Consider the following 23,668-nt stretch of genomic DNA (forward strand, 5'->3'; position numbering starts at 1 on the left):
CCCGACCCACACACAAATCCACCCCCACACCACCCCCCACACCCCCAAAAACCCCGCACCGGCGCGGAAACCAAGCCCCACCACGACCGCCCCGCACTCCCAGAGCCCGGAAACACGGCCTGTGGAGTGGATCACAAGCCGGCCTTGCCCCGCAGGCGGGACCGGCGAACCCTCCCCCGGGGCCGGTTCCCCTCCCCCCGGAATCTGCAGCCCGGCGTCGAGCGTTAAATGCGAGAAGGGCCGGCGCTAAGAGGCGCCGGCCCTTCTTCAAGCCACTGGCTTCAGGGGTGCTGAATTACCACGAAGACTTCGTGATGCCCGGGAGCTCACCGCGGTGAGCCATGTCGCGGAAGCGAACACGGGAGATGCCGAACTTCTGGAAGGTACCGCGCGGGCGGCCATCGATGATGTCGCGGTTGCGCAGACGTACCGGGGAGGCGTTGCGGGGCAGCTTCTGCAGGCCGAGGCGTGCAGCTTCGCGTGCCTCGTCGGTCGACGCGGGGTCAACCAGCGCCTTCTTCAGTTCAAGGCGCTTTGCAGCATAACGCTCAACGATGACTTTACGCTGTTCGTTCTTAGCGATCATTGACTTCTTAGCCATGTGATTAGCGCTCCTCTCGGAATTCGACGTGCTTGCGGATGCGGGGGTCGTACTTCTTCAGAACCATGCGGTCCGGGTCGTTACGACGGTTCTTGCGCGTCACGTAGGTGTAACCCGTGCCCGCGGTCGACTTGAGCTTGATGATCGGACGTACGTCCTTGTCCTTAGCCATTAGAGCTTCACTCCTCGTGCCAGGATGGCGGCTACGACTACGTCGATGCCACGCACGTCGATGGTCTTGATGCCCTTTGCAGACAGCTGCAGAGTGACATTACGGCGCAGGGACGGAACCCAATAGCGCTTCTTCTGGATGTTCGGGTCGAACCGGCGCTTGTTGCGACGGTGCGAGTGCGAAATGCTGTGTCCAAAGCCCGGCTCGGCTCCGGTCACCTGGCAGTGTGCTGCCATGACGACTCTCCTCAAAATAAATGAAACGATCGGCGGAGTTCCCGCGTAACCGTGCGGCAGGCGGCGTCCGCATCCAGCGCCCACAGGGTCTCGGTAGTTCCGCAGGATTCAGGCAGTGGCGTAAACCGACTGCGTTCCGCACTGCGGCGAAGATTGTGGGCCACGGTTACCGGGCGACGAAATCCTTTCGGATAGCCACCGCGAAGTACCGGGATGCTGGGCGAATACAGGAGTGCACGCAACTTGAGCCCCTAACTACCGGCCATCAGGACTGCCAATACTGCAGACAGATCCCGCCAACCGGAGCAATTGCACACGCTCCGCGCCACCTAGCGCCTACCAAGTCTACGAGCTTGGCGAATTAAAGACCAATCCAGTATCCGGAAGTGTATAAGGGGTGAAGTCCGGTTCGGCCCGAAGTCACATCGGCACCCTAGCGGTTTCACAGGTGATTGATAGGCTGCGGGCGGAACGTGGAGCCATGAACTCCTCACTCCAGATGGCTGTGGCGGGCACGGCACGCCGCACTCCCGTGGAGCGGTTCCGTGCTCAGTCCCGGAACCGCTTGTTCAGGGCGGACCTGCTGACCGTTCTCGCCTGGGCTTCGGTGGCCCTGGCTGTCGCGCTCTGGCTCGCCGACGGCGGCGCCGCCGGCTTCTCGACGCTGGCCGGCTCCCTCACGGCCCTGGGCATCGTTGCCGGCCTCGCCGGCATGGACCTGGTGCTGCTGATGTTGCTGCTGGCGGCGCGTCTTCCGGTGATCGACGGCGCCGTCGGGCATGACCGGGCGCTGGAATTTCACCGCCAACTCGGCAAACCTTCGTTGTACCTGCTGCTCGCGCACGGGATCCTCATCGCCATCGGATACGGGATGGCCGAAGGGCTCGATCCGGTCAGTGAACTCGTGTCCTTGTCGGTGCTGGTCCCCGACATGTGGCTCGCCATCGTGTCGGTCGGCCTATTCATCACCGTGGCGGCCACCTCGCTCGTGGCCGTGCGGCGGCGGTTCCCTTACGAGTTCTGGTACGCCGTCCACCTGCTGACCTACGCCGCGGTGCTGACCGCGATCCCCCATCAGTTCAGCGCCGGCGGGCTGTTCGCCGAGGGCACTTGGCAGCGCTGGTACTGGCTGGCCATCTGTATCGGAACCGGCGCCGCCCTGGCTCATTACCGCTTCCTGGAGCCGCTCGTGGCCACCGTCAGGCATCGGCTGACGGTGAGCCGTGTCGTCACGGAGGGTGCCGGCGTCGTCAGCATCGAACTGGCAGGCCGCCACCTCGACGAACTAGCCGGCAACGGCGGCAGGTTCGTCATCTGGAGGTTCCTCACCCCGGGCGCCTGGTGGCACCCGCACCCCTTCAGCCTCTCCGCCGAACCCGCGCTGGTCGATTCCTCGGGCCGGGGCACGCTGCGGATCACCGTGCGCAATCTCGGCCGGGGCTCGGCGCAGCTGGCCCGGCTGAAACCCGGGACCAGCGTGTCCCTCGAGGGACCCTACGGGCTCTTCAGCACTGCGGCCCGCAGCCGGAACCGCGTCGTTCTGATCGGGGCGGGCATTGGAATCACTCCGATCCGCGCGCTGCTGGAGCGCACCCCCTTTGAACCGGGCAACGCCACGGTGATCCTCCGCGGCCACAGCGAGGAGGAGCTGTACCTGGGCGAGGAAATCCTGGAACTTTGCCGCCGCCGCGGCGCCACTTTGTTCCACCTCACCGGCGCCCGGACCGCCAGCGGACCAAGCTGGCTGCCCGCCTCGGCCGTCCGTTCAGGACACCGGCTGGCCAGTTATACCCCGGACGTCGCCGACGCCGACCTCTACATCTGCGGCCCGGCCGCCTGGGCGCGCAGTGTGATCGGCGAAGCCCAGGCGGCCGGTGTCCGCGAAGAACAAATCCACACGGAAAGGTTCGGCTGGTGAGAATACGCGCAGCGGTTTCAGCAGCACTGGCCTCCGCCGGGATTCTTCTGGTTGGCTGGCAATCCGGCGCCCACGTCGCCGACACCGGGAGCACGGCGGCAGCCACCTCAGCCGCCAAGTCGTCCGGGGCCTCGTCCGGGTCCGGTACTTCGTCAGGGTCGGCAGCGAGCGGAGGAACCGCAGGGACCGCGGCGCAGGCCGCCGGGACGTATCCCGGCAGTATGGTCCAGACCCGTTTTGGCGCTGTCCAGGTGCAGATCACCGTGAAGGCCGGTGCGATCACGGACGTCACCGCCCTGCAGTTGACCGACGACGTCCGCAAGTCGGTGCAAATCAGCAACCGGGCCGCTCCGCTGCTTCGGGCCGCGGTCATCAAGGCCCAGTCCGCCCATGTGCAGACCATCAGCGGCGCCACCGTTACCAGTGGCGCGTACTTGAGTTCGCTGCAGGCAGCCCTCGATGCAGCGAACCTCTAAGCCTTCGCCCGCCGAGAGCCCGGCGCAAAGCCGCCCTGCCCTGAAAAGCAGGACCTTCCAATGCATGGGGACCGTCATCAGCCTCGCCCTGCCTGCCGGTGCCGCCCGGGACGGCGGGGACGTGCTGGACGGTGCCACGGCCGCCGTCGAACGCGTGTTCGCCGGCCTGGACGCGACGTTCAGCCTGTACCGCCCTGATTCTGAGGCGAGCCGGATGGCCCGCGGCGAGGGCACGCTCCGGGACGCCTCGGCGGCCTTCCGCGGCCGCTTTGCGGACGCCACGGGGTGGCGGCTGCTGACCGACGGGTTTTTCACGCCCGAGCGGCCCGACGGCGTGCTGGACCTGTCCGGAATCATCAAGGGCTACGCCATCGACCAGGCCGCCTCCGCCCTGAAGTGCGCCGGCATCGAGGACTGGTGCCTGAACGCCGGCGGCGACGTGCTGGTGAGCGGATCGCCCGCGCCGGGGGCCGGGTCCCGGTGGCTGGCCGGCATCGTGGATCCGCAGGACCGCGGGTCGCTGCTCTCGGGCTTTTCCCTGGGCGGCGCCGGCCGCTTCAGCGCACTGGCAACGTCCGGCACCGCCGAGCGCGGCAACCACATCTGGCGGGCCGGGACAGACCGGGCCGGAGGCGGCCGGGCCGGACTTGGACCCCCCGATTTCCGTCAGGTGTCGGTGGCCGCGGCGGACATTCTCACCGCGGATGTGCTGGCGACGGCGGTCGTCGCCGGCGGCAGGCGGATGCTGGACCGGGCCACCGACAGCTGGGACGTCGAGGTGCTCGCCGTCCGGGGCAACGGGGAACTGCTCGCGACCCAGGGGTTCCGTGCCTAGACGTGCGTGGGCCGGGGGTAGCGCGGCGTCAGTCCGTCGCCGGAGGACTTCCCTGTGACGCGGCGGGCCACCCACGGGCCGGCGAATTCGCGGACCCAGCGGGCGTTGGCGCGGACGGCCTCGGCCCGGCTGAGTTCCGGCACCGGGGTCATCGGCGGGACATCGATGGAGTGGTCGTGCTCCAGGACGGTGAGGACGCGCTTGGCCATGTTCGCGTGGCCAGCGGCGGACATGTGCATCCGGTCGCTCGCCCACATTCCCCAGTCGTAGTACTCGCTGAATCGCCAGTAGTCGACCAGGAGGGCGCCGTGGTCCCCGGCGATGCCGCGGACCAGTTCGTTGTAGATCGCGGTCCGGCCGCGCGTGGTGCTGAAGATCTTCGAGCCGCGCGAGTCGAAACCGGTGAACATCACCACCGTGGCGCCGGTGGCCGTGAGTTTGCGGACGCCGGCGTCGTAGTCCACCAGCAGATCGTCGATATCCACCTTGGGCCGGAGGATGTCGTTGGCCCCGGCGTAGATGCTCACGAGCGTCGGTTTGAGGGCGACGGCGGCATCGACCTGTTCCGCCATAATCTGGCGCAGCTTCCGGCCGCGGATGGCGAGGTTGGCGTACCCGAAGCCGGGGTCGGCGGCGCCGAGCTGCTCGGCCACCCGGTCGGCCCAGCCCCGGACGCCGTTGGGACGGGCGGGGTCGTCGTCGCCGACGCCTTCCGTGAAGGAGTCGCCAAGGGCTACATAGCGGGACGTGAAATCCATGGATCCAGTCTGCCAGCTGTTGCCCCAAGCAAACAAAATCGGGCGCAAGAAAACCGGCCCCGCAGAGCCGCTATTCGCGGATCCGGACCGCCGTTTCGCGCAGGTACTGCTCCACACGGGTGTAGGCGTCCCGGGTCAGGGCCTTCCACAGGGCGACGGCCAGGCGCGGGTCGGCGGCTTCCAGCTCGGAGATTGCCTCCGCACTGAGGACCATTACCTCCACCGGGCCCACCGCCCGGACGGTGGTTTCCTGCCGGTTCCCGCTGCCCAGCGCCAGTTCGCCAAAGGTCATACCGGCGCTGAGCGTATTCAGCTTCACCCGGTCAGCGGTGGGTCCCGCGGACGTGCTGCTGACCCGACCGGAGGTGATGAAGTAGACCCCGCCGAACCGCAGCCCGACGCGCCGGATGACGTCGCCGTCGTCGTAGGACCTCGGGGTCATCAGCGCTTCCAGCGCCGCGGCGTCTGCCTCCTCCAGCGGCGCCAGCGCGGGCGAGGCGGTGACCGGCACGTGGTCCGGGAGCAGCAGGTGGTCCCCGTGGCGCTCCAGCAGGCGGTTCTCGCAGTATTCGACGGCGGCGCTCCGGGAGGCGAAGGACGGCACCGGGCGCTGCGCCGAGAGCCCCAGGGCCTCCGAGACGGCACCGTCCGCCTCAATGAGCACCAGTTCCCGGCCGGCGTCGGCCATCCCCTGCCTGGCCTTGGCCAGCATTCGCACGGCAACCTCGCTGACCTGGTCAGTGCGGCGCACGTCCAGGACCGCCAGCTCGACGTCGTCCGCCAGGCTGCTGAGCTCCCGCACCATGGACTCGGTTCCGGCGAAGAGGAGGTCGCCGTTGACTTCGATCACCCGCGCCCGGTGCCCGTGGGCACGCAGGACGTCGGCGGCCTCGTCGTTCCGGCGGATGCCAGAGGGCGTCTCGGTCACGTCGTACGCGGCGAGGATGGCGGACCTGCCGGTCCGGGCAGCGCGGACGAAGTGGAGTTCCATGTCCCGGGAGAGACGCTGTGCCGTTGCCAGGCCGCGGACGCTGCTGCCGTGCTCATCCAGCGGCGGCGAATAGACGGCCAGGCCCACCTGGCCCGGCAGCACGGCGATGATTCCGCCGGCCACCCCGCTCTTTCCCGGCATCCCCACGCTACTGATCCAGGCCCCGGCGTCGTCGTACATGCCGGAGGTCATCATGACGGACAGCACGCGTTCCACCGGCCCGATCTCGAGCACCTGTTTGCCGCTGAGCGGATTCCGGCCGCCGTTGGCAAGGGTGGCGGCCATGATGGAGAGGTCGAAGCAGTTCACCAGGACCGAGCACTGGCGGAAATAGTCCTCCAGGACCGGCGTCGGATCGTCCTCAATGATGTCGAAGGACCGCAGCAGGTACGCGAGCGCCGTGTTGCGGTGGCCGTGCTTGAGCTCGGATTCGAAGACCTTCTCGCTGACCGAGAGCTGACGGCCGGCGAAGGCGGAGTAGGTGCTGAGGATCCGCTTGAACCCGGACTGCCCGCCGGATCCCCTGATCAGCGAGGTGGCGGTCAGGGCGCCGGCGTTGATCATCGCGTTGGCCGGCCGGCCGGTCCCTTCGGCCAGGGAGATCTCGTTGAACGAATCCCCGGACGGTTCCACGTCCACTTTGGCGTCCACGGCCTCCGCTCCGAGGTCTTCCAGGGCCAGCCCGTAGGTGAAGGGCTTGGAGATGGACTGGATGGTGAATTCCTCGCGGGTGTCACCAATCTCGTACACCGTGCCGTCCACGGTCGCCAGGGCGATGCCGAAGTGATTCGGGTCCACGTTGGCCATCGCCGGGATGGTGCTGTATGGTTTGCCGTCCTTGAGTTCGGCGATCTCGGCGTGAATCTGGCGCAGGTAGCTGTCGATCGGCGATTCCATAGGGCCAACACTAGGCGACGCCGGGCCGCGGAAGGCCTCGGGGCGGCCCTTACGGCTGCCTGCCCTCCCGCAGGATCCAGTGGTGCTTGTCCAAGCGGGCCACGATCTTCTCGCCGATCCGGGCGAGGTCGGCGACGTCCTCCTTGCTCAGGGCGTCCAGGAACAGCGACCTGACCGCCTCGACGTGCCCTGGGGCGAGCTCCTCGATGGTCGCCATTCCCGCGTCGGTGAGGTGCGCCGTCGTGACCCGGGCATCGCCAGGGTGCGGACGGCGCTCCACCCAGCCGCGGTTCTGCAGTTTCGTCACCACATGGGAGAGCCGGGACAGGGACGCGCTGGTGCGCGCGGCCAGTTCGCTCATGGGCAGGAAGCGCCGGTCGGCCTCGGAAAGCATCGCGAGAACGTTGTAGTCGAAAAGAGAGAGCTTGCGCGCATGGTGCAGCTGCGTATCCAGCGCTGCCGGCAGCAGGGTGTTGATGCTCACCTGGGCCAGCCAGGCCCGGCGTTCGTCGGCGTTCAGCCAGCGCGGTTCAGTCATGGGTACAGTCTAGGAGTATTGAAGATTGACGGTTCAACTTTGCCGGATTCCGTGACGGGGAGAATCCCGCCCGGGCGCCGCGGACAGGCGCTAGGCTGACCCTATGTATGTAGTCTCCCTGACCTATAAGGTCCCCGAAGAGATCGTTGACTTCCATCTCCCGGCGCACGTGACGTGGCTGCAGGATGCCTTCGACCAGGGCATCTTTATGGTCGCGGGACGGAAGATCCCGCGCACGGGAGCCCTGCTGCTCTCCAACGCGGACCGCGACATCCTGGATGCCGCACTCGCCAAGGACCCGTTCTATATCAACGGCGTGGCCGAGTTCGACGTCGAGGAGTTCCACGCGAGCCGGGTGGCCCCGGGATACGAGAACCTGCTGGACAGCTGACGCCTGCTGGCCCGCGCGGAGGCACCCCTGCGGAGGAACACAGGTCAGTCCGCGGGGACCTTGGCGGTGAGTTTCTTCAGTCCTGCCTTCGGCGGAACCCTGACCGGCTCCGGCCAGCGCGGGCTGAGGTCGTCCCCGAGCGTGACACCCCGCAGCTTGCGAGCGAAGAGCGGCAGCACCCAGTCGCTGACCCAGCGCCGCTGCCCGCGCCCCCGGTCACGGAAGCCAAGTTTCGCCGCCGGCGCCCATTCCTTGGACTTGACCTTGTGCGCCACCCCAAGCTGGTCCAAGACCTGGCCGGCGAGATACTTGTGGCCGGCCTTGGACATGTGCAGACGGTCTGAATTCCACATCCGCGGGTCGTAGAACGCGTCAAAGCACCAGTAATCCACCAGCACCGCCTCGTACCTCGCCGCCACCTCGCGGACCCGCTGGTTGTAGAAGGCGTTCCGCCTCTTCAGGGGTTCCAGCAGCGCCGAGACCCTGACGTCGAAACCGGTGAACAGCACCACCGTGGCCCCGCTCGCGGCAAGCCTGGCGACGAGGTACTCGTAGTCCTTCATCAGGGCGCGGATGTCGGTCCCGAGATCCAGGATGTCGTTCCCGCCTGCGTACAGGGTGACCAGGGTCGGTTCCATGGCCAGCCCGGCTTCCAGCTGTTCCGCGATGATCTGCCGCAGCCTCTTGCTGCGGATGGCGAGGTTGGCATACTCCCACCCCGGGTCCGCCCTGGCCAGCTGCTCGGCCACCCGGTCCGCCCAGCCGCGCACCCCGTTGGGCAGCCGGGAGCTGCAGTCCCCCACGCCCTCAGTGAAGGAATCCCCCAAGGCAACATAAACCCGCCGCCCGTCAGCGCCCGGCGACAGAAGCTTCTCGACCATACCGCCACGCTAGCCCCGCCGGACGACGTCGGGGTTAACAAGCGGGGCACAGCAGGGGGCCACCAAAGCAGCCCATGGCGACTGACGTCAGTGACGCGGGGGCACCAAAGGTGAGCCGACCACAAGGCCGCTGCCGGTGCTTTGCAAAGGAGCGCATCGCCGACCAGAGCCGAAAGAGGCCGCCCGCGGCCGAGAGAGGCGCGGGAGGTGCCTAAGCGACGGCAAAGCAGCGGCAGCGGGCGGAAGCCCGGCAGGGAAACGACCTAGAGCTCGGCCTTCCCCTGCCGCCAGTACCCCATAAACGCCACCTGCTTCCGGTCGATCCCGACCTCCCGCACCAGGTACCGCCGCAACTCCTTGACGACCACCGCCTCACCGGCTATCCAAGCGTAGAACGGCATTGCCCCCGCGGGCTTGTCCGGATCCCGGCTGGCGCTGATGGCCGCGGCATCCATCCGGGCCGGGGTCTCCCAGAGGATGTCGTGGTCCACGTTGACGTCCTCGGGCTCGGGGCCCGCCGCAGGCTCACCGGAGGGCCGGAGCCCGACCCAGCCGGGAAGGGTCACGGCAGCCCGCACCGCTTCCTGCAGCAGTTCCCCGTGCGGACGTGACCGGCCGATCGCCGCACCGCGCGCGAGCCAGGTGATCTCGACGTCGGCGGCTGTCGTGATCGCCTGGAAGTCGCCGGCTTCCGGGACCTCCAGGATGGCATGGCCGCTGAAGTACGGCGGCAGGCTCTCGAGAATGGCGCTGATGGCCGGGACGGCCGTCTCATCGCCGGCCAGCAGGACCCGCTGGGCCATCCCCGGGCGCCATTCGGTCCCGGAGTAGGTCCCGGCGGTGACGCAGTGCGCGGCCCGGTTGTTGGGCCCGATCAGGGTCAGGGCATCCCCCGGTTTGGCGTCGCGGGCCCAGTTGGCGGCTGGTCCGCCGTGTCCGGCGTCGTCGCAGTGCATCACGAAGTCGACGTCGAGTTCCGGGTAGACGGCGTCGAGGCGTTCCTGCCGCACGGTGTAGGTGCGCATGGACCCGCGGGTCCCGGGATCCATGGCCAGCCACTCGCGGTACCAGCCGGTCTGCTCCGTCCGGAATTCCGGCAGCGGCAGCGCGGCGCCGTCGGGCGCCGGCGAGGGGATCATGATTTTGATGCGCAGGTCCAGGGTGCTGCCATGTACACCGAAGTCCCGCAACGAGTAGCCGCCCAGCGTGATCCGCCGGAAGTTCGGTCCGAGCTCCTGGACCGCGGTGACCTGGACGTCGAAGGCCCGGGTCATGGGCTCGGTGGCGGGTGCGGTTTCGCGGGCCGACCGGGTGCGGGCCGGGGTGGCGTTAGTGGCAGTCATGGGACCAGCTCCAGGGTTGTGGTTTGCGGGACAGCGGCATGGTGGCGGCCCACCGGGATGATCAGGGGTGCGCCGGACACCGGGTCCGGGAGCACCCGGGACTCCAGGCCAAACACCTCGCGGACGAGTTCCTCGGTGACCACCGCCCGGGCGGCGCCTTCGGCGACGATCTGCCCGTTTTTCATCGCGATGATGTGGTCCGCGTACCGGGCGGCGAGGTTGAGGTCGTGCAGCACGATCGCCACGGTGGTGCCGCGCTGCCGGTTCAGGTCCGTGATGAGGTCCAGGACCTCCACCTGATGGCTGAGGTCCAGGTAAGTGGTGGGCTCATCCAGCAGCAGCACCCCGGTTTCCTGCGCGAGGGCCATCGCGATCCACACCCGCTGCCGCTGCCCGCCGGAGAGTTCTTCCACGTTCCGCCCGGCGAGGTCCAGCGTTTCGGTGGCGGCCATCGCATGCTGCACCGCACGCTCATCGTCCGGGGCGCCGCCCGGGGAGCCGGACCGGAAGAGACCCTGGTGCGGGTAGCGGCCGCGGCCCACGAGGTCCCGGACGGTGATGCCGTCCGGCGCCGTGGGATGCTGCGGGAGCAGGCCCAGAGTGCGGGCCACCTCGCGGGCGGGACGGCGGTGGATGTCCCGCCCGTCGAGGGTGACGGTGCCGGCCGCAGGCTTGAGCAGCCGGGCGAGGCCCCGGAGCAGGGTGGACTTCCCGCAGGCGTTGGCGCCGACAATCATGGTCACCTTGCCTTCCGGAATCTCCGCGCTGAGCCCCTCGATCACGGTCCGCTGGTCGTATTTCAGCCGCAGGCCGGAGGTCTGGAGGGTTGCCATCTCAGTCGTCCTTTCGGTTGGAAGTGACAAGCAGCCAGAGCAGGAACGGAGCGCCGAGGGCCCCGGTGACCACCCCGACCGGCAGGACCGTACCGGCCAGCAGCAGCGGCGCGATATTGGCGGCAAAGTAGTCGGCGCTCAGCACAATCAGCACACCGGCCAGGGCCGCCGCCGGCAGGCTCGCCCGGCGGACGAACCGGCGGGCGATCGGCCCGGCCAGGAATGCGACGAACGCCACGGGCCCGGCCGCCGCCGTCGCTGCGGCGGCAAGCCCGACGGCGGTGACCACGATGCCCAGCCGGGCCGCACCGACCCGGATGCCGAGGCCCGCGGCGGTGTCGTCGCCGAGTTCGAGGATGCGCAGCGGCCCGGCGAGGACCGCGACTGCGGGCATCAGCAGGAGCAGGGCGGTGCCGAGGACGCCGGCGCGGTCCCAGTTGGCGGAGTTCAGTGAGCCGTTGAGCCAGATCAGGACCTCGGCGGCGGTGCGGATATCCGCCCGGGTCATCAGGAAGCTGACCACGGCGTGGAGGGCGGCGGCGATGCCCACTCCGGCCAGGATCAGCCGGCTGCCGGCGGCGCCGCCCCGCTGTCCGCCGGAGCCGGGGGGTCCGCTGCGGGAGATGCCATAGATCAGGGCGGCCACGGCCAGGGCACCGGCGAAAGCGGCGCCCGACACCACAGCACCGGACGCGCCGAAGACGACGATCGCCGTCACCGCCGCGGCGCTGGCACCATAGCTGATCCCGATCACGTCCGGGCTGGCCAGGGGGTTGCGCAGCATGGTCTGGAACAGCGCGCCGGACAGCCCGAACGCGGCCCCGATCAGGGTCCCCACGACGGCGCGCGGCAGCTTGTGCTCCATCACGATGAAGCTCGCGCCCGGGATCTTCTCCCCGCCGGTGAGGTGGCCGGCCAGGATCCTGAAGAAGTCCGGGATCGTGACGGTGTAGCTGCCCAGGAGCACGCTGGCCGCGAAGAGCGCCACGACCGCAAGCGCAAGAATGCCGGTGCGGTTGAGCACGGCCCCGCGAGGTGCGAGAAAACGCCCATGTTTGCGCCGGACATGGGCGCCACCTGTCACCTCGGCGGGTTCCCGGGCGGGAGGTGTGCCGTCCCGGGCGGGTGGAGTCACGGCGGGGGGTGTCACGTCCCGGGCAGGCTGGGTCTGCGGGGCGGTTGTCATAGCCCGGCCCCCTTGCTGCGCCGGACCAGCCAGACGAACGCCGGGGCACCGACCAGGGCGGTCATGATCCCGGCGGGGACCTCACCCGGAAGCAGGACCACGCGGCCGATCACGTCGGCGCTCAGCAGCAGGGCCGGGGCCAGGACCAGCGAAAAGGGGAGGATCCAGCGGTAGTCGGGGCCGGTGAGGAAGCGCACGGCGTGCGGAATGATGAGGCCCACAAAGCCGATCGGTCCGGCCAGCGCCGTGGCTGACCCGCAGAGCAGGACGATCCCGAGGGCGGCGATGGCGCGGGCCAGGCCGACGCGTTGGCCCAGGCCGCGGGCGATGTCGTCGCCGAGGGCGAGGTTGTTGAGGATCCGGCCGGTGGCGAGCACAATCACGGCGCCCAGCAGCAGGAACGGCAGGCCCGGGAGGATCACAGACCAGTCGCGGCCGGCGATCCCGCCGACCTGCCAGAACCTGAAACGGTCCAGGGTGTCTCGGCTGGAGACCAGGATGACGTTCATGAGCGAAAAGAGACCGGCGCTCAGGGCGGCGCCGGCGAGGGCGAGCTTCACCGGCGTCGCGCCGTCCCGGCCGAGTGAGGCGATCAGGTAGACCACGACGGCGGCCGCCGCGGCGCCAACGAACGCGAACCAGATGTACCCGGTCAGCGAGGACAGGCCGAAGACGTAGATTCCGGTGACGACGGCCAGCGCGGCCCCGGCGTTGATCCCGATAATGCCCGGGTCGGCGAGGGGATTGCGGGCCACTCCCTGCATCGCGGCGCCCGCGAGCCCGAGGGCGGCGCCGGCGAGCAGGCCCAGGACGGTGCGCGGGATACGGGCATGGACGACGGCGTGGTCGCCGTCGGCCGGGTCGAACCGGGTCAGCGCCTGCCAGACGGTCTCCGGGGCCAGGCCCCGGGCTCCAATGGCGAACGACGCGAGGGTCACGAGGGCCAGCACGACGACGGCGGCCAGCAGCCAGAGCGCGCGCGGTCCCCGGGCGGGGCGGGCACCACCCGTGGGCCTCTCCGGGGCGGGCCGGGCGGCTGCGGAGACCGCCGTCGTCGTCAGGGGGCTCATGGCGGTGTGGCTAATCCACCGCGGGAGTGACTTTGTCCGCTGCGCTGGCCAGCTGCGGCAGGAACGTGTCCAGCGACCACGGCAGGCTCAGCGGCGACGAAGCCGAAATGGACAGCGTCAGGGTGTTGTCCGAGTCGGCAACCAGGGTGCCCTTCTTGATCGCCGGGATCTGGCCAAGCAGCGGGTCTGCCTTGATGGAGTCGGTGGTGCCTGCGTCCGGAACCCAGGTGACGAAGATGTCGGATTCGAGTTCGTTGGCTTTCTCGGCGGACCACGGGATGAAGAACTCCTTGGAGCCCGTGGAGTTGCTTTCCACCACCGGGGCCAGCTTCATGCCGATCTCGCTGAGGAAGCGGGGGCGGTTGTCGTTGGCGGTGTAGACGTTGACTCCGTCAGCCGAAGCGGGCTCGAGGTTGCCGTAGATGAAGCTCTTGCCGGCGATCTGCGGGTATCTGGAGACCTTTTCCTTGATGGTTTCCTCGGTGTCGGCGACCAGTTTGGTGGCTTCGGCGTCCTTGCCGAGGGCCCTGCCGATGATGGCGGTGGAATCCTGCCAGGAGGTTCCGTAGGCGATCTCAGGGTGGGCCACCACTGGGGCGATTTCACTGAGCTTTTTGTAGTCCTCCTCCGTGAGGCCGGAGTAGGCCCCGAGGATGACGTCCGGGTTGAGCTTGGCGATCTCGGTGAAATTGACGCCGTTGGCTTCGGAGAACTGGACCGGGGCCTTGTCCGAACCGAAGCCGGCGCCGAGCTTCTCAAGTACGGCATCCTTCCACGGCGTGGACTCCTTGTCATTGCCGCCCCACTCGTTCTTCGGGACGCCGACGGGAACCACACCAAGGGCGAGCGCCACATCGTCGTTGACCCAGGACACGGTGACGACGCGCGTTGGCTGTTCCTTGATGGTGGTCTCGCCAAACACGTGCTTGATGGTCACCGGGAAGGCGGAGCTGGCCGGCAGGCTGGGGGCGTCCGCCGCCGTCGAGCCGGCCGGGCCGGTGGAGCAGGCAGTCAGGGAGAGCGCGACGGCGGCGAGGGCAGCGGCTGCCTGGCCGGTGGCGCGGAGGACGCGGCGTCTGGGCAGGGCGCGGCCCGGGACAGGGAGAGGCATGGGATTCCTTAGGTCAGTAATGCGAACCTAAGTAAGGTTAGCCTATCCTTGCGAAAATTAGGCAAACCTTTCGTAACCTAATTCCCGGATCCGCGGCCCGTCCCCCGTTTAAAAGCAACGCGGGATCACCTCTGGCCCATCCCGGCGGGGATTTTGGGCGGCAAGTGACCCCGCGTTGGCTTGGGATGAAGGGCTGGGTGTCAGCGGAGGATGATGTCCACCGGGTTCGCCTCGGAGCGCCAGGTCCCCTCGGTGCCGGGCCGTAGGCCGATGACCGGAGCGGTGAGGACGCCGGAGCGGTTGGTGCGCTTGTCCCGCAGGATCTCCGTGACCGAACCCAGGTGCCGGGACAGGTCGATCACGTTCTCCGGGGCGGCCAGGAGCAGCTGGAAACCGAACTCATGCAGCGCCTTGATCCCGGCGCCGGCGAATTCCTCCGAAGCCAGCACGAAGGCTTCGTCCATCATCACGGTGCCGTACGTGGTGAAGCCCTGCTCGGCGATGCCCAGCTGGTAGCTCAGCGCCGCGGCCATGATGAACGCGGTGAAACGCTGCCGCTCGCCGCCGGACATCGAGCCGGTGTCCGCGTGCATAAAGACCTCGGTCTTCGTCCGCCCGCCCTTCGCCGCCCGCGTGCCCTGGACCTCGCGATGCTCCTTGCACTGGATGAACAGGTGCCCGCGGACGTCCAGCACCTCACTGCGCCAGCGCCGGTCCTCGGGCGTCTGCGAGCCGAGCCGCTTCACGAGCGTTTCGAGCGACTTGTAGCGGTTGCCGAGCTCGGCGTCGTCGTCCGTTTCGGCACCCGCGGCACCGGACGCCGGAGCGGCCGCCTTTCCGGGACGGGTGTGCCGGACCTTCAGCGCGTTCTGGATCGCATCCTTGAACTGCTTCGCGGTGGCGGGCAGGGTCTGCTTGATGTCGAGTTCCAGGAAGCTGCCCTCGTGGAAGTTCACCTCGGAAAGGATCCCGTTGAGCGGCAGGATGCGGCTGCTGATCGAGCGGCGCTCCTCGTCCAGCAGGTGCAGCAGGGTGCTGAAGGATTCGTGCGTGCGCTGGTTGAAGAACTGCCGGAATTCGGCCTCCTGCGCCGGCAGGCCGTCGCTGACGATGGCGTGGTAGCGGCCTTCGAACTCCCCCGCGGCGCCGATCGAGGTGCCGTGGTCCGCGGAAATCGCCGTTCCCCACTCGCGGACGAAGCCCTCGAAGATGCGCGTGAGCCGCTCCGAGGTCCCCTGCCCGCGGGATTCGGCCGCGTGCAACTCGGCGAGGAGCCGGGTCCGGACCTGGTTGGCGAGGTTGTCCAGCTCGTGCATTTCCAGGACGTCGCCGAAGTCCGTGAAGTACGGTTCGAGTGCCGTGACGGTGGCGTCCGACGGCGGCGCCTGCGCCAGGCGGTCCTGCGCGGCGTCCAGCAGCGCATCGGCGGAGGACAGCCGCGCGTCGACTGCCTTGTATTCGCTTTGCAGCACGGCTGCGGCCTCGGTGCTGGACTGGTGCTTGTGCCGCGCCGCCTCGATGTTGGCCCGCAGCGGTTCCAGATCCGCCTGCGCGGCGAGGGCATCGCTGAGGCGCTGCTCGATCCGGGCCAGTTCGTCCGCGGCCACGGCGGCCGAGACCTGTTCCCAAGGCCGGTGGTCGTCGGCAACGCGGCGCAGGGCCTCGAGCTGCCGGCTCATTCCCTGGTGCGACTCTTCCCGGCTCTGCGCCAGTGCCGCGGCCTTGGCGAGTTCCTGCTGCAGGTCCTCGACCTGCGCGGCCACGAGCTCCAGTTTGGCGGCGTTGTCGAAGCCGAGGACGTAGTCCTGCCGGCCGGTGAAGCGGTCGTCCTTTTCCACGGTGTGGCGGTTGCGCTTGACCACACCGCCCAGGCTCAGGCCCTTGTCCAGCCGGGCCAGTTCGTCCGGGTCCTCAACGCACGGGTAGGCGAAGTCGAGGGCGATCCGCTCCCGGATCCACTCGCCCGCGTCCGCGGACGGTCCCATCGCGAGGATGTCCAGCTTGGTGAGCAGATCGCCGTCGGCCGCGTCCTGCACGGCCAGCGCCCCGCCGGCGAGCGGCTTCGAGACGTCCACCGCACGCAGCGCGCCGCGGACGGAATGGTCGTTGAGGTAGCGGGTCACGGCGCCGAAGTGCTCGCCGGGGACCAGCAGCGTGGTGGCGAGGCTGCGCAGCGCACGCTCGGCCGCGGGCCGCCACCGGTCCTGGCCCTCGGCGAGGTCGATCAGCTCGCCGCCGAACGGCATCTGCTCCTCGGGCACGCCCGTGGCCGCCGAAATGGCGCTGCGGTTTTCAATGCTCGACGGCGGCAGCAGGGACTTGCGCGTCCGGAGGGACCCCAGTTCCTGCTGGGCCGCGGCGAGCTCGCGCTTCCGGGTCGCGTGGCCGTCGAAGGCCTCGAAGCGCAGTTCCTTGAGGGCCTCCGAGTCGTCTTTCAGCTCGGCGGAGCGGGCGGCCGCGTGCTCGTGGGCCTGCTCCCAGCCGGCTGCGGACCACTGAAGTTCCAGGCCGGCGTCGGAGAGAGCCTTCCGGGCCGATTCCTCCACCTGCTGGCGGAGCTTGAGCCCCACCCGGGCGTTCTCCAGCGCCTGCTCGATCGCGGAGATCGCGTTGCCGCCCTGGTTGTTGTAGTCCGCCTCCAGCTGCCGCAGCTCTTTGGCCAGGCCGTCCCGGATGCCGCGCTCGGCGCCGAGTTCCTTGGCCTTCGCCTGGGCCAGGTCCTTGAACCGGGCGAGCGTTTTCTCGTGGACGGTGACGGCCAGCTGCTGCCGGTAGGCCTCGAATTCCTCCCCGGCGAGCTCGCGCAGGCGGTTCGCGTCCAGCAGCGACTGGGCATACTCCTTGTTCAGCCCGGGAACCGGGGCCAGCTGGTCGCGCTGCTGCCGGACGTCCTCGAGGCGCTGCCGGATCGACATCAGGTTGCTGAATTCCTCGACGACGTCATCGGCCGCGGTCAGCGTGGCGGGCGCGTCCAGGACCTGGTCCCGGAAGAAGTTGTTGACGCTGCCGCCGAGGCCCTTGCCGGCCTGGATGACCCGCAGCAACGGCAGGGCCTGGTCCGAATTGATCCCGAGCAGGCGCCGGAAGCGTTCCGCGAAGGCCTTGTGCACGTCGAAGATCTGGGCATCCGGGAAGATCACATCCAGCGCCGACTTGGTGAAGCGCTTCTCGGCGATGCCCTCAATGGCCGTCAGGTCCAGCGGCTTGTTGTCGATCAGGTAGTACCGGCCGACGCTGGACTCCGTGCCGTTCTTTGGCAGGTCGAACAGCGCCGACACGGTCACCCGGGTGCCGGCGGCGTTGTCGTAGGTCAGCGCGACGGCCGACCAGGTGGCGCCGGGGCGCTGGAACGCACTCGCCGAGCCTTCGCCGACGGCCTTGTCCCCCACCTTGCCGCGCATGTAGGTGAACGTGGTCCGCTTGTCCTCGACCGCGCCGCCCGCGCGCTGGGCCGCGGCCTCGTTGGAGCGCGGCCTGGCGTCGAAGACCCGGAGCATCGCGTCGAACAGCGTGGACTTGCCGACGCCGGAATTGCCGGTCAGCAGGGTGCCGTTGCGGTCCACGTGCATCGTGTGGGCGCCGTGGAAGGTGCCCCAGTTGACGACCTGGACCAGGGCGAGGCGCATCTGGCCGGGGTTGGTGAGCTCGCCCATCGGGAGCATGGTTGCGATGCTCACTTGGCTGCCTCCGCTTCGGTGTGGTCGGGTGACGAGGACGGCGATGCCGCCCCCGCCCCTGCGCCGTCGTCGTCTTCGTTGTCGTCGTCACCTTCGGCGTCATCCGATTCGGTGTTCGCGGCATTCCCGTCTAGCTCCAGCAGGGGTTCTGTTCCTGAGGGGTCGGTGGAGGCGGCCACCAGGGCGTCGATTTGGGCCGGGATGTCGCCGATGTTTTCGAACGGGAGGGCCAGGGGGAGGGCGTTGGAGATGGTGTAGACGTCGTCGAGGCCGGTGGCGAGGAGGAGTTGGCGGGCCAGGAGTTTGGTGATGGCGCGGTTGACGACGTCGGAGTCACGGAGGGCGTCCTGTTGGCCGGCCGGCTGGTAGTGGGCCACGAGTTCGGCGATTTCCTCGCGAGTGATCGTGGGGTCGGTCTGTGCCGTGACGTGGCGGTCCAGGAGCAGGCGCAGGCGGAGCAGCACGATGGTTTCCACGCGGCTCAGGGCCCGCTGCTGGCGCAGGATGCTGGAGCGGGTGCTGCCGCCGATGGCCTCGGGGTCCACCGGGCGCAGGACGGCGACTTTGCGTTCGTGGTCCAACTGCAGGGTCAGGAAGAGTTCGGACAGGCGGCTGCGCAGGATCAGCTGGTTGTCCAGCAGCGTGGTCCAGAGCTTTTCGTCCCGGCCGCCGTCGATGTACGGGCCCTTGAGGAGCTTCACGAGGGCCTGGCGGACCTTCATCGGGAGCACGCCGGTGTCCCCCGGGAAGAGCGCAGCACCGTCGACGAACGTGTCGCGCGGGGTGACCGTGAAAGGGTCGGCGTGCACGTGCCGGGCGGGCTCCGCAGCCGCTGCCGCCCCTTCGGCCGCCCCGGCCGTGTCTTCCACTGCCGCGTGGGGAAGTTCAGTCATCTTCAGTCCTTCTTGAGCGTAACGACCGGCAGGTACGCGGTGCGCGTGGAGCCGTCGATCTGTTCGAAGTCGAGGGTGTCCCACGCCTCGCGGTCAAAGCCGGCACCTTCGTGCAGGGCGTGGGAGAGCAGGGCGCGGATCGAGTTGATGTGGCGTTCGCCGGGCGGGAGCTGCTCCCAGGCCTCGGCCAGGGTGGACGCGCCGGCGAACGCGGCGCGGACCGCCGCGGGGCTGGCTTTGCCGGTCCGCGGCGAGCGCACCCGGTCCGAGTCGCTGAAGGCGATCGGGTCAGCCAGCTTGGGCGGGGCCGCGAACTCGTCCGGGTCGAACAGCTTGACCATGGACAGGGACTCGAAGCCGGCGTTGAAGAGCACCGGACCGCGGACCAAACCGGGGCGTTCGCGCTCGTACGGCAGGGACCGGATGGCCTGCTCGGCCTCCCGGAGGACCTTCCGGAGCCGGACCGACTGGCGGAAGTCGTCGCTCTGCACGTAGGTGTTCAGGCTTTCGCTGAGCTTGCCGTAAATCCGCTGGATCTGGCTGTGCTGGGTCCGCAATTCCGCGACAAGGTTCTTCAGCGTCTCGCGTTCTTCATGGCTGAGGTCATCGGCAAACTCCCTGCTGAGCACCTCGCCGATCGCGGAGCGGAACCGAAGCTGCTGTTGCGGATCCTCCAGGAACGCCGTGAAGGAACGGAACGTCCGGCCCTCGGGGCTCTGCCGGAGCCGCTTGTCCGCTTCCAGCACCTGGGCCATCGTGGCGCCCTTGCTGAGGGACTCCTCGATGATCTGGTTGCGGAGCCCACCCACCAGTTCCTCGATCCGGTCACGCATCTTCTTGTAGTCCGCGGGCAGGCTCCCTGCGAGGTCCAGGATGTTCCCGGCGGCCTCCACTGCCTCCTCGTCGTCGAGCAGGCCGTCGAAGTCCCCCGAGCTGATGTCCTCGATCAGCTGGCGCCGTTCGCCGATCTCTTCCTCAAGGGACTCCAGCCGGGCGCTCTGGTCCGGGTTCGTCTCATTGGCGAGCTTCTCGACGTCGCCCAGCAGCGTGCCGAGCCGCGAACCGTTGAGCGTGGAGCGTTCGCTGGCGAGGCTGTCCAGGAACGCGATGACACGGGCGGCCGGTTCGGTGACCTCGTACACGATCTGCCCGGACTGGTTCCGCCGGGTCAGGAAGTTCTTGCGGGTCCACTCATCGCCAAACGTCTTCCCGTTGGCGGCGCCGCCCAGGCCCGGGTCCTGGCGGCGGCGCTGTTCCAGGAAGGCGTCGACGTCGGCGTGGAACTGTTCCAGCGGAAGCTGCGGCCGGGTGCGGGTAAAGGACGCCTGCAGCACGGCGATCACCCACGGCGCCGAGCGGGTCAGCGCCCAGGCGGGACCCTTGGTGAGGAGTTCGAGGTCCCTCAGTCGGGCGCTGATGGCGTCGGCGGAGGACAGGGCGGAGCGGGACACGCACCCTCCTTACGGCTGCCGTGGGATCTGGATCGGGCAGCGGATAAGGAAAAACTGCCAGCTACAAGGTTAACGCAGGCCCGGTTTGCATTCATCGTTGTGCGCCGTTCACTTCAGGAGCAGACTATGCACAACACGTGAGAGGAGTCAGGCATGCGGAAGAAAGCAGTACTGATCACGGGGGTAGCTGCGGCGGCCGTCATTCTGGGCGGCGCAACAGTCGCAGTTGCTGCCAGCACCCAGACCACTGATGATCAGCCCCTGGGCGGAACCGAGTTGCAGCAGGCCAGCGACGCGGCCCTCGCGAAGGTCGGCGGGGGGACTGTCCTGAAAGCGGAGACCGACGACGGCGCCACAGCCTTTGAGGTCGACGTCATGCGCCCGGACGGCAGCAAGGTTGAAGTCAAACTCGACCGTTCATTCCAGGTGTCCACCGTCGAAAGCCAGGGATGGGATGACGATTCCGGGCTGACCGCGCTGAGCGCCGAGGACCGGGACAAGGCGGGCAACGCCGCCCTCGCCAGGGTCGGTCAGGGCACAGTGAGCGAGGTCGAACGCGAGGACGAGGGCGGCTCCGCCTACGAGGTGGAGGTGCGGCTGAACGACGGTACCCAGGTTGAGGTGCAGCTCGGTTCCGACTTCCAGGTACTTGGCCAGGGCGCCCCCGAGCGCGACGACGACTGATCCCGGGAGTATGGCCGTTGCAACGGGTGGACGGTGAGGCAACCGCAACCGCCCCGTGACCTACGTCCCGGTAGCATTTCGATCCCGTATCAAGAGTCCCGGCACGGGCTGTCGGCTCTGGCTAGCGCACCTCCCGCCCCCTACGCTCGGGCTACTGATTCAGCCGAAGCAATGATGCAGGGGGAAGAATGCAGTTCGACTTAAGCTCAGTGGAAACGGGAACGCTGGTGTTCATGGGAACGCTCGTGTTTGCCCTGGTAATCACACTCTTCATGATGACGGCGTCTTTCGCGGCGCTCGTGCTGGTCGGCGTCGGGCGGCTTTCCTGGCTCATCGCCTCGACTGTGCTGCTGGGCCTTGTCCATGGCATCAACCACATCTGGGACCGGCTGGTCCACCATGCCTCCACGGTGGAACTTCCGGGCGACTTCTCCGGTGACTTCGTCGGGGATATCGCGGCGGAGATTATGGGCCAATCGACCCCTAGTACCGGCACCTACCCGCGGGTAGTATTGCGGGACAGCTAAAGGGTCCTCCACCCACGGCGGATCCAGGGCTCGAGCCGGTGACCCCGGTTAGAGGAGATGCCCGATGAGCTCCGCCGTTGAGAATCCAGCAACCGACAATCCCGCCGACAGCCCCGCCTCGGATGTCCCGGTCCCGCCCGAGACGATCGGTCCCGACGCCACCGCTGCCGACGCGCGGGCCATCAGCGAAGCCGCCCGCGAAACCAGCTGGGACCGGCCCAGTTTCGCCAAGGGCCTGTACCTTGGCAGCCTTGATCTCAGCCTGATCCACCCCTGGCCGGAAGCACCGGCGGACGACGTCGAACGCGGGGAAGCGTTCATGGCCCGTCTGACCGCCTACTGCCGCACCATGTCCGGGCGCACCATCGAGCGCGATGCGCTGATTCCGGACGAGTACCTCAAGGGCCTCGCGGAACTGGGGGTCTTCGGCATGAAGATCCCCCGCGACTACGGCGGGCTGGGCCTCTCGCTGGTGTACTACGGACGGGCGCTGGCGTTGCTGGGCTCGGTGCACCCCAGCCTGGGCGCCCTGCTCTCCGCCCACCAGTCCATCGGTGTCCCCGAGCCGGTCAAAGTCTTCGGCACCCCCGCGCAAAAGCAGGAATACCTGCCGCGCTGCGCCGCCGGCGCCATCACGGCATTCCTGCTAACCGAGCCCGACGTCGGCAGCGACCCCGCCCGGATGGGCAGCACCGCCGTCCCCTCGGACGACGGCGAGTCCTACGTACTGGACGGCGTGAAGCTCTGGACCACCAACGGTGTGATCGCCGAACTCGTGGTGGTCATGGCGGTGGTCCCCTCCCGCACCGACGCTGACGGCACGGTCCACAAGGGAGGCATCAGCGCCTTCGTCGTCGAGATGGACTCCCCCGGCATCACGGTGGAAAACCGCAACGCCTTCATGGGCCTGCGGGGCATCGAGAACGGCGTCACGCGCTTCCACCGGGTCCGGGTGCCCGCGGCCAACCGCCTGGGCCGCGAGGGCCAGGGCCTGAAAATCGCCCTCACCACGCTCAACACCGGCCGGCTCGCGCTTCCGGCGCTCTGCGTCGGCTCCGGGCGGTGGAGCCTGAAAATCGCCCGGCAGTGGTCCAACGCCCGTACCCAGTGGGGCCGGCCGGTGGGCAAGCATGAGGCCGTGGGCAAGAAAATCGCGTTCATTGCGGCCAGCGCCTTCGCCCTGGACGCCGTCTTCGAACTGACCGCCGAAATGGCCGACGCCGGGCAGAAGGACGTCCGGATCGAGGCGGCCCTGGCCAAGCTGTGGTGCACCGAGATCAGCTGCCGGATCGCCGACGAGCTGGTGCAGATCCGCGGCGGCCGCGGCTTCGAAACTGCGGACTCGCTGGAGGCCCGCGGCGAGCGCGCCGTGCCGGCTGAACAGCAGCTCCGCGACCTGCGGATCAACCGGATTTTCGAAGGATCCTCGGAGATCATGAAACTACTGATCGCCCGGGAGGCCGTGGACGCGCACCTCGCAGCCGCCGGGGACCTCGCCTCCGAGGACGCGAGCCTGTCCGACAAGGCCCGAGCCGTCGTCGGCGCGTCCGGTTTCTACGCGAAGTGGCTCCCCAAGCTCGTCGCCGGGGCCGGCATGGACCCGCGTTCCTACAGCGACTTCGGCCGGCTCGCGAAGCAGCTGCGCTTCGTCGAGCGGTCCTCCCGGCGGCTGGCCCGGCAGACCTTCTACGGGATGGGGCGGTGGCAGGCGAAGCTGGAGCACAAGCAGGCGTTCCTGGGCCGGATTGTCGACATCGGGGCCGAGCTGTTCGCGATGGCCGCCGCCTGCTCCCGGGCGGAAATGCTGCTGCGGACCTCCCCGGAGAAAGGCGCGTCCGCCTATGACCTTGCCGAGGCCTTCTGCGAACAGGCCCGTGTGCGGGTGGACGAATACTTCGACCAGCTCTGGAGGAACACGGACGACGGCGACCATACGCTCTCCCGCAAGGTCCTGGCCGGCGACTACGAGTGGCTGGAGGACGGTGTCCTGGACCAGTCCGAAGGCACCGGGCCCTGGATTGCCGACGCCACGCCCCGCGCGTCGGTGAAGGCGAACCTGCACCGGAAGTACCGCTGACCGGGCGCGCCCGGCCGGCTTCCGCCATCCCAACGAATAGTAAGCATCCTTGCTGCCTTTGGCTGCCCGTGATTAGGTTGACCTGAGACCTGTACACCGGCCTCCGCCTTGCGGTGCCCGGC

At 68.5% G+C, this 23,668-nt stretch carries 22 protein-coding genes; 7 read left to right on the top strand and 15 right to left on the bottom strand.

What is annotated here, in order from left to right:
* Positions 1–295: 295 nt before the first annotated feature.
* Genes rpsN through rpmB form a run of 3 tightly spaced genes read right to left on the bottom strand, consistent with a single transcriptional unit; the run spans position 296 to position 1,009 of the window.
* Entirely contained in the window at positions 296–601 is a 306-nt protein-coding gene (rpsN, locus tag QK291_RS17920) for a 30S ribosomal protein S14 (protein ID WP_011693742.1), read from the bottom strand.
* Between the two features lie 4 nt (positions 602–605).
* Positions 606–773, bottom strand: a complete 168-nt coding sequence (gene rpmG / locus QK291_RS17925; protein WP_011693743.1) for a 50S ribosomal protein L33 — start codon at positions 771–773, stop codon at positions 606–608.
* Complete coding sequence (gene rpmB, locus QK291_RS17930) at positions 773–1,009, bottom strand: 50S ribosomal protein L28 (protein ID WP_056342125.1); 237 nt, start codon at positions 1,007–1,009, stop codon at positions 773–775. The genes rpmG and rpmB overlap by 1 nt, the downstream gene beginning before the upstream one ends.
* A gap of 481 nt (positions 1,010–1,490) precedes the next feature.
* Between rpmB and QK291_RS17935 the strand changes: the two genes are divergently transcribed.
* The 3 genes from QK291_RS17935 (at position 1,491) to QK291_RS17945 (ending at position 4,238) form a co-directional block, all read left to right on the top strand.
* Positions 1,491–2,927: a ferredoxin reductase family protein gene (locus QK291_RS17935; RefSeq protein WP_282384146.1), complete on the top strand. Its 1,437-nt coding sequence runs from the start codon at positions 1,491–1,493 to the stop codon at positions 2,925–2,927.
* Positions 2,924–3,403, top strand: a complete 480-nt coding sequence (locus tag QK291_RS17940; RefSeq protein ID WP_282384147.1) for an FMN-binding protein — start codon at positions 2,924–2,926, stop codon at positions 3,401–3,403. Before QK291_RS17935 ends, QK291_RS17940 begins: the two co-directional genes overlap by 4 nt.
* Positions 3,404–3,467: 64 nt before the next feature.
* Positions 3,468–4,238 carry an FAD:protein FMN transferase gene (locus QK291_RS17945; RefSeq protein ID WP_282384148.1) on the top strand — a complete coding sequence of 257 codons (771 nt, stop codon included), beginning with the start codon at positions 3,468–3,470 and terminating at the stop codon, positions 4,236–4,238.
* Here the strand turns inward: QK291_RS17945 and QK291_RS17950 are convergent.
* The 3 genes from QK291_RS17950 to QK291_RS17960 form a co-directional block, all read right to left on the bottom strand.
* Complete coding sequence (locus tag QK291_RS17950; protein ID WP_282384149.1) at positions 4,235–4,996, bottom strand: SGNH/GDSL hydrolase family protein; 762 nt, start codon at positions 4,994–4,996, stop codon at positions 4,235–4,237. The two genes, QK291_RS17945 and QK291_RS17950, sit on opposite strands and share 4 nt — an antisense overlap.
* A gap of 70 nt (positions 4,997–5,066) precedes the next feature.
* A complete protein-coding gene (gene glsA / locus QK291_RS17955) occupies positions 5,067–6,884 on the bottom strand; it encodes a glutaminase A (protein ID WP_282384150.1) in 1,818 nt (605 codons plus the stop codon).
* Between the two features lie 49 nt (positions 6,885–6,933).
* A complete protein-coding gene (locus QK291_RS17960) occupies positions 6,934–7,422 on the bottom strand; it encodes a MarR family transcriptional regulator (RefSeq protein WP_282384151.1) in 489 nt (162 codons plus the stop codon).
* A 103-nt stretch (positions 7,423–7,525) separates the two neighbouring features.
* Here QK291_RS17960 and QK291_RS17965 point away from each other — a divergent pair, with 103 nt between their 5' ends.
* A complete protein-coding gene (locus QK291_RS17965) occupies positions 7,526–7,813 on the top strand; it encodes a YciI family protein (RefSeq protein WP_282384152.1) in 288 nt (95 codons plus the stop codon).
* A 44-nt stretch (positions 7,814–7,857) separates the two neighbouring features.
* On the opposite strand, the gene QK291_RS17970 is transcribed toward QK291_RS17965, so the two are convergent.
* From QK291_RS17970 to QK291_RS18010, 9 genes are all read right to left on the bottom strand, one after another.
* Complete coding sequence (locus QK291_RS17970) at positions 7,858–8,694, bottom strand: SGNH/GDSL hydrolase family protein (protein ID WP_282384153.1); 837 nt, start codon at positions 8,692–8,694, stop codon at positions 7,858–7,860.
* Between the two features lie 263 nt (positions 8,695–8,957).
* Complete coding sequence (locus QK291_RS17975) at positions 8,958–10,037, bottom strand: siderophore-interacting protein (protein WP_282384154.1); 1,080 nt, start codon at positions 10,035–10,037, stop codon at positions 8,958–8,960.
* Complete coding sequence (locus QK291_RS17980) at positions 10,034–10,870, bottom strand: ABC transporter ATP-binding protein (RefSeq protein ID WP_282384155.1); 837 nt, start codon at positions 10,868–10,870, stop codon at positions 10,034–10,036. The genes QK291_RS17975 and QK291_RS17980 overlap by 4 nt, the downstream gene beginning before the upstream one ends.
* 1 nt (position 10,871) lies before the next feature.
* On the bottom strand, positions 10,872–12,056 hold the full coding sequence (locus tag QK291_RS17985) for an iron ABC transporter permease (protein ID WP_282384156.1): 1,185 nt from the start codon (positions 12,054–12,056) through the stop codon (positions 10,872–10,874).
* Positions 12,053–13,126 (bottom strand): iron chelate uptake ABC transporter family permease subunit, encoded by a 1,074-nt coding sequence (locus QK291_RS17990; protein WP_282384157.1) that lies wholly within the window; start codon positions 13,124–13,126, stop codon positions 12,053–12,055. Before QK291_RS17990 ends, QK291_RS17985 begins: the two co-directional genes overlap by 4 nt.
* 10 nt (positions 13,127–13,136) lie before the next feature.
* Entirely contained in the window at positions 13,137–14,237 is a 1,101-nt protein-coding gene (locus QK291_RS17995; protein ID WP_282384159.1) for an iron-siderophore ABC transporter substrate-binding protein, read from the bottom strand.
* Positions 14,238–14,437: 200 nt separating this feature from the next.
* On the bottom strand, positions 14,438–17,914 hold the full coding sequence (locus tag QK291_RS18000) for an ATP-binding protein (protein WP_282384160.1): 3,477 nt from the start codon (positions 17,912–17,914) through the stop codon (positions 14,438–14,440).
* A complete protein-coding gene (locus tag QK291_RS18005; protein ID WP_282384161.1) occupies positions 17,911–18,807 on the bottom strand; it encodes a DUF4194 domain-containing protein in 897 nt (298 codons plus the stop codon). Before QK291_RS18005 ends, QK291_RS18000 begins: the two co-directional genes overlap by 4 nt.
* A 2-nt stretch (positions 18,808–18,809) precedes the next feature.
* Positions 18,810–20,258, bottom strand: a complete 1,449-nt coding sequence (locus tag QK291_RS18010) for a DUF3375 family protein (protein ID WP_282384162.1) — start codon at positions 20,256–20,258, stop codon at positions 18,810–18,812.
* A 153-nt stretch (positions 20,259–20,411) separates the two neighbouring features.
* Here QK291_RS18010 and QK291_RS18015 point away from each other — a divergent pair, with 153 nt between their 5' ends.
* The 3 genes from QK291_RS18015 to QK291_RS18025 all read left to right on the top strand — a co-directional run bounded on the left by QK291_RS18015 (position 20,412) and on the right by QK291_RS18025 (position 23,546).
* Positions 20,412–20,942: a PepSY domain-containing protein gene (locus QK291_RS18015; RefSeq protein ID WP_282384163.1), complete on the top strand. Its 531-nt coding sequence runs from the start codon at positions 20,412–20,414 to the stop codon at positions 20,940–20,942.
* A gap of 188 nt (positions 20,943–21,130) precedes the next feature.
* Entirely contained in the window at positions 21,131–21,469 is a 339-nt protein-coding gene (locus QK291_RS18020; protein WP_282384165.1) for a hypothetical protein, read from the top strand.
* A gap of 64 nt (positions 21,470–21,533) precedes the next feature.
* On the top strand, positions 21,534–23,546 hold the full coding sequence (locus QK291_RS18025) for an acyl-CoA dehydrogenase family protein (protein ID WP_282384167.1): 2,013 nt from the start codon (positions 21,534–21,536) through the stop codon (positions 23,544–23,546).
* Positions 23,547–23,668: the final 122 nt, after the last annotated feature.

Source organism: Arthrobacter sp. AL12 (genome assembly GCF_029960645.1).
In the GTDB taxonomy this organism is placed as follows: Bacteria; Actinomycetota; Actinomycetes; order Actinomycetales; family Micrococcaceae; genus Arthrobacter.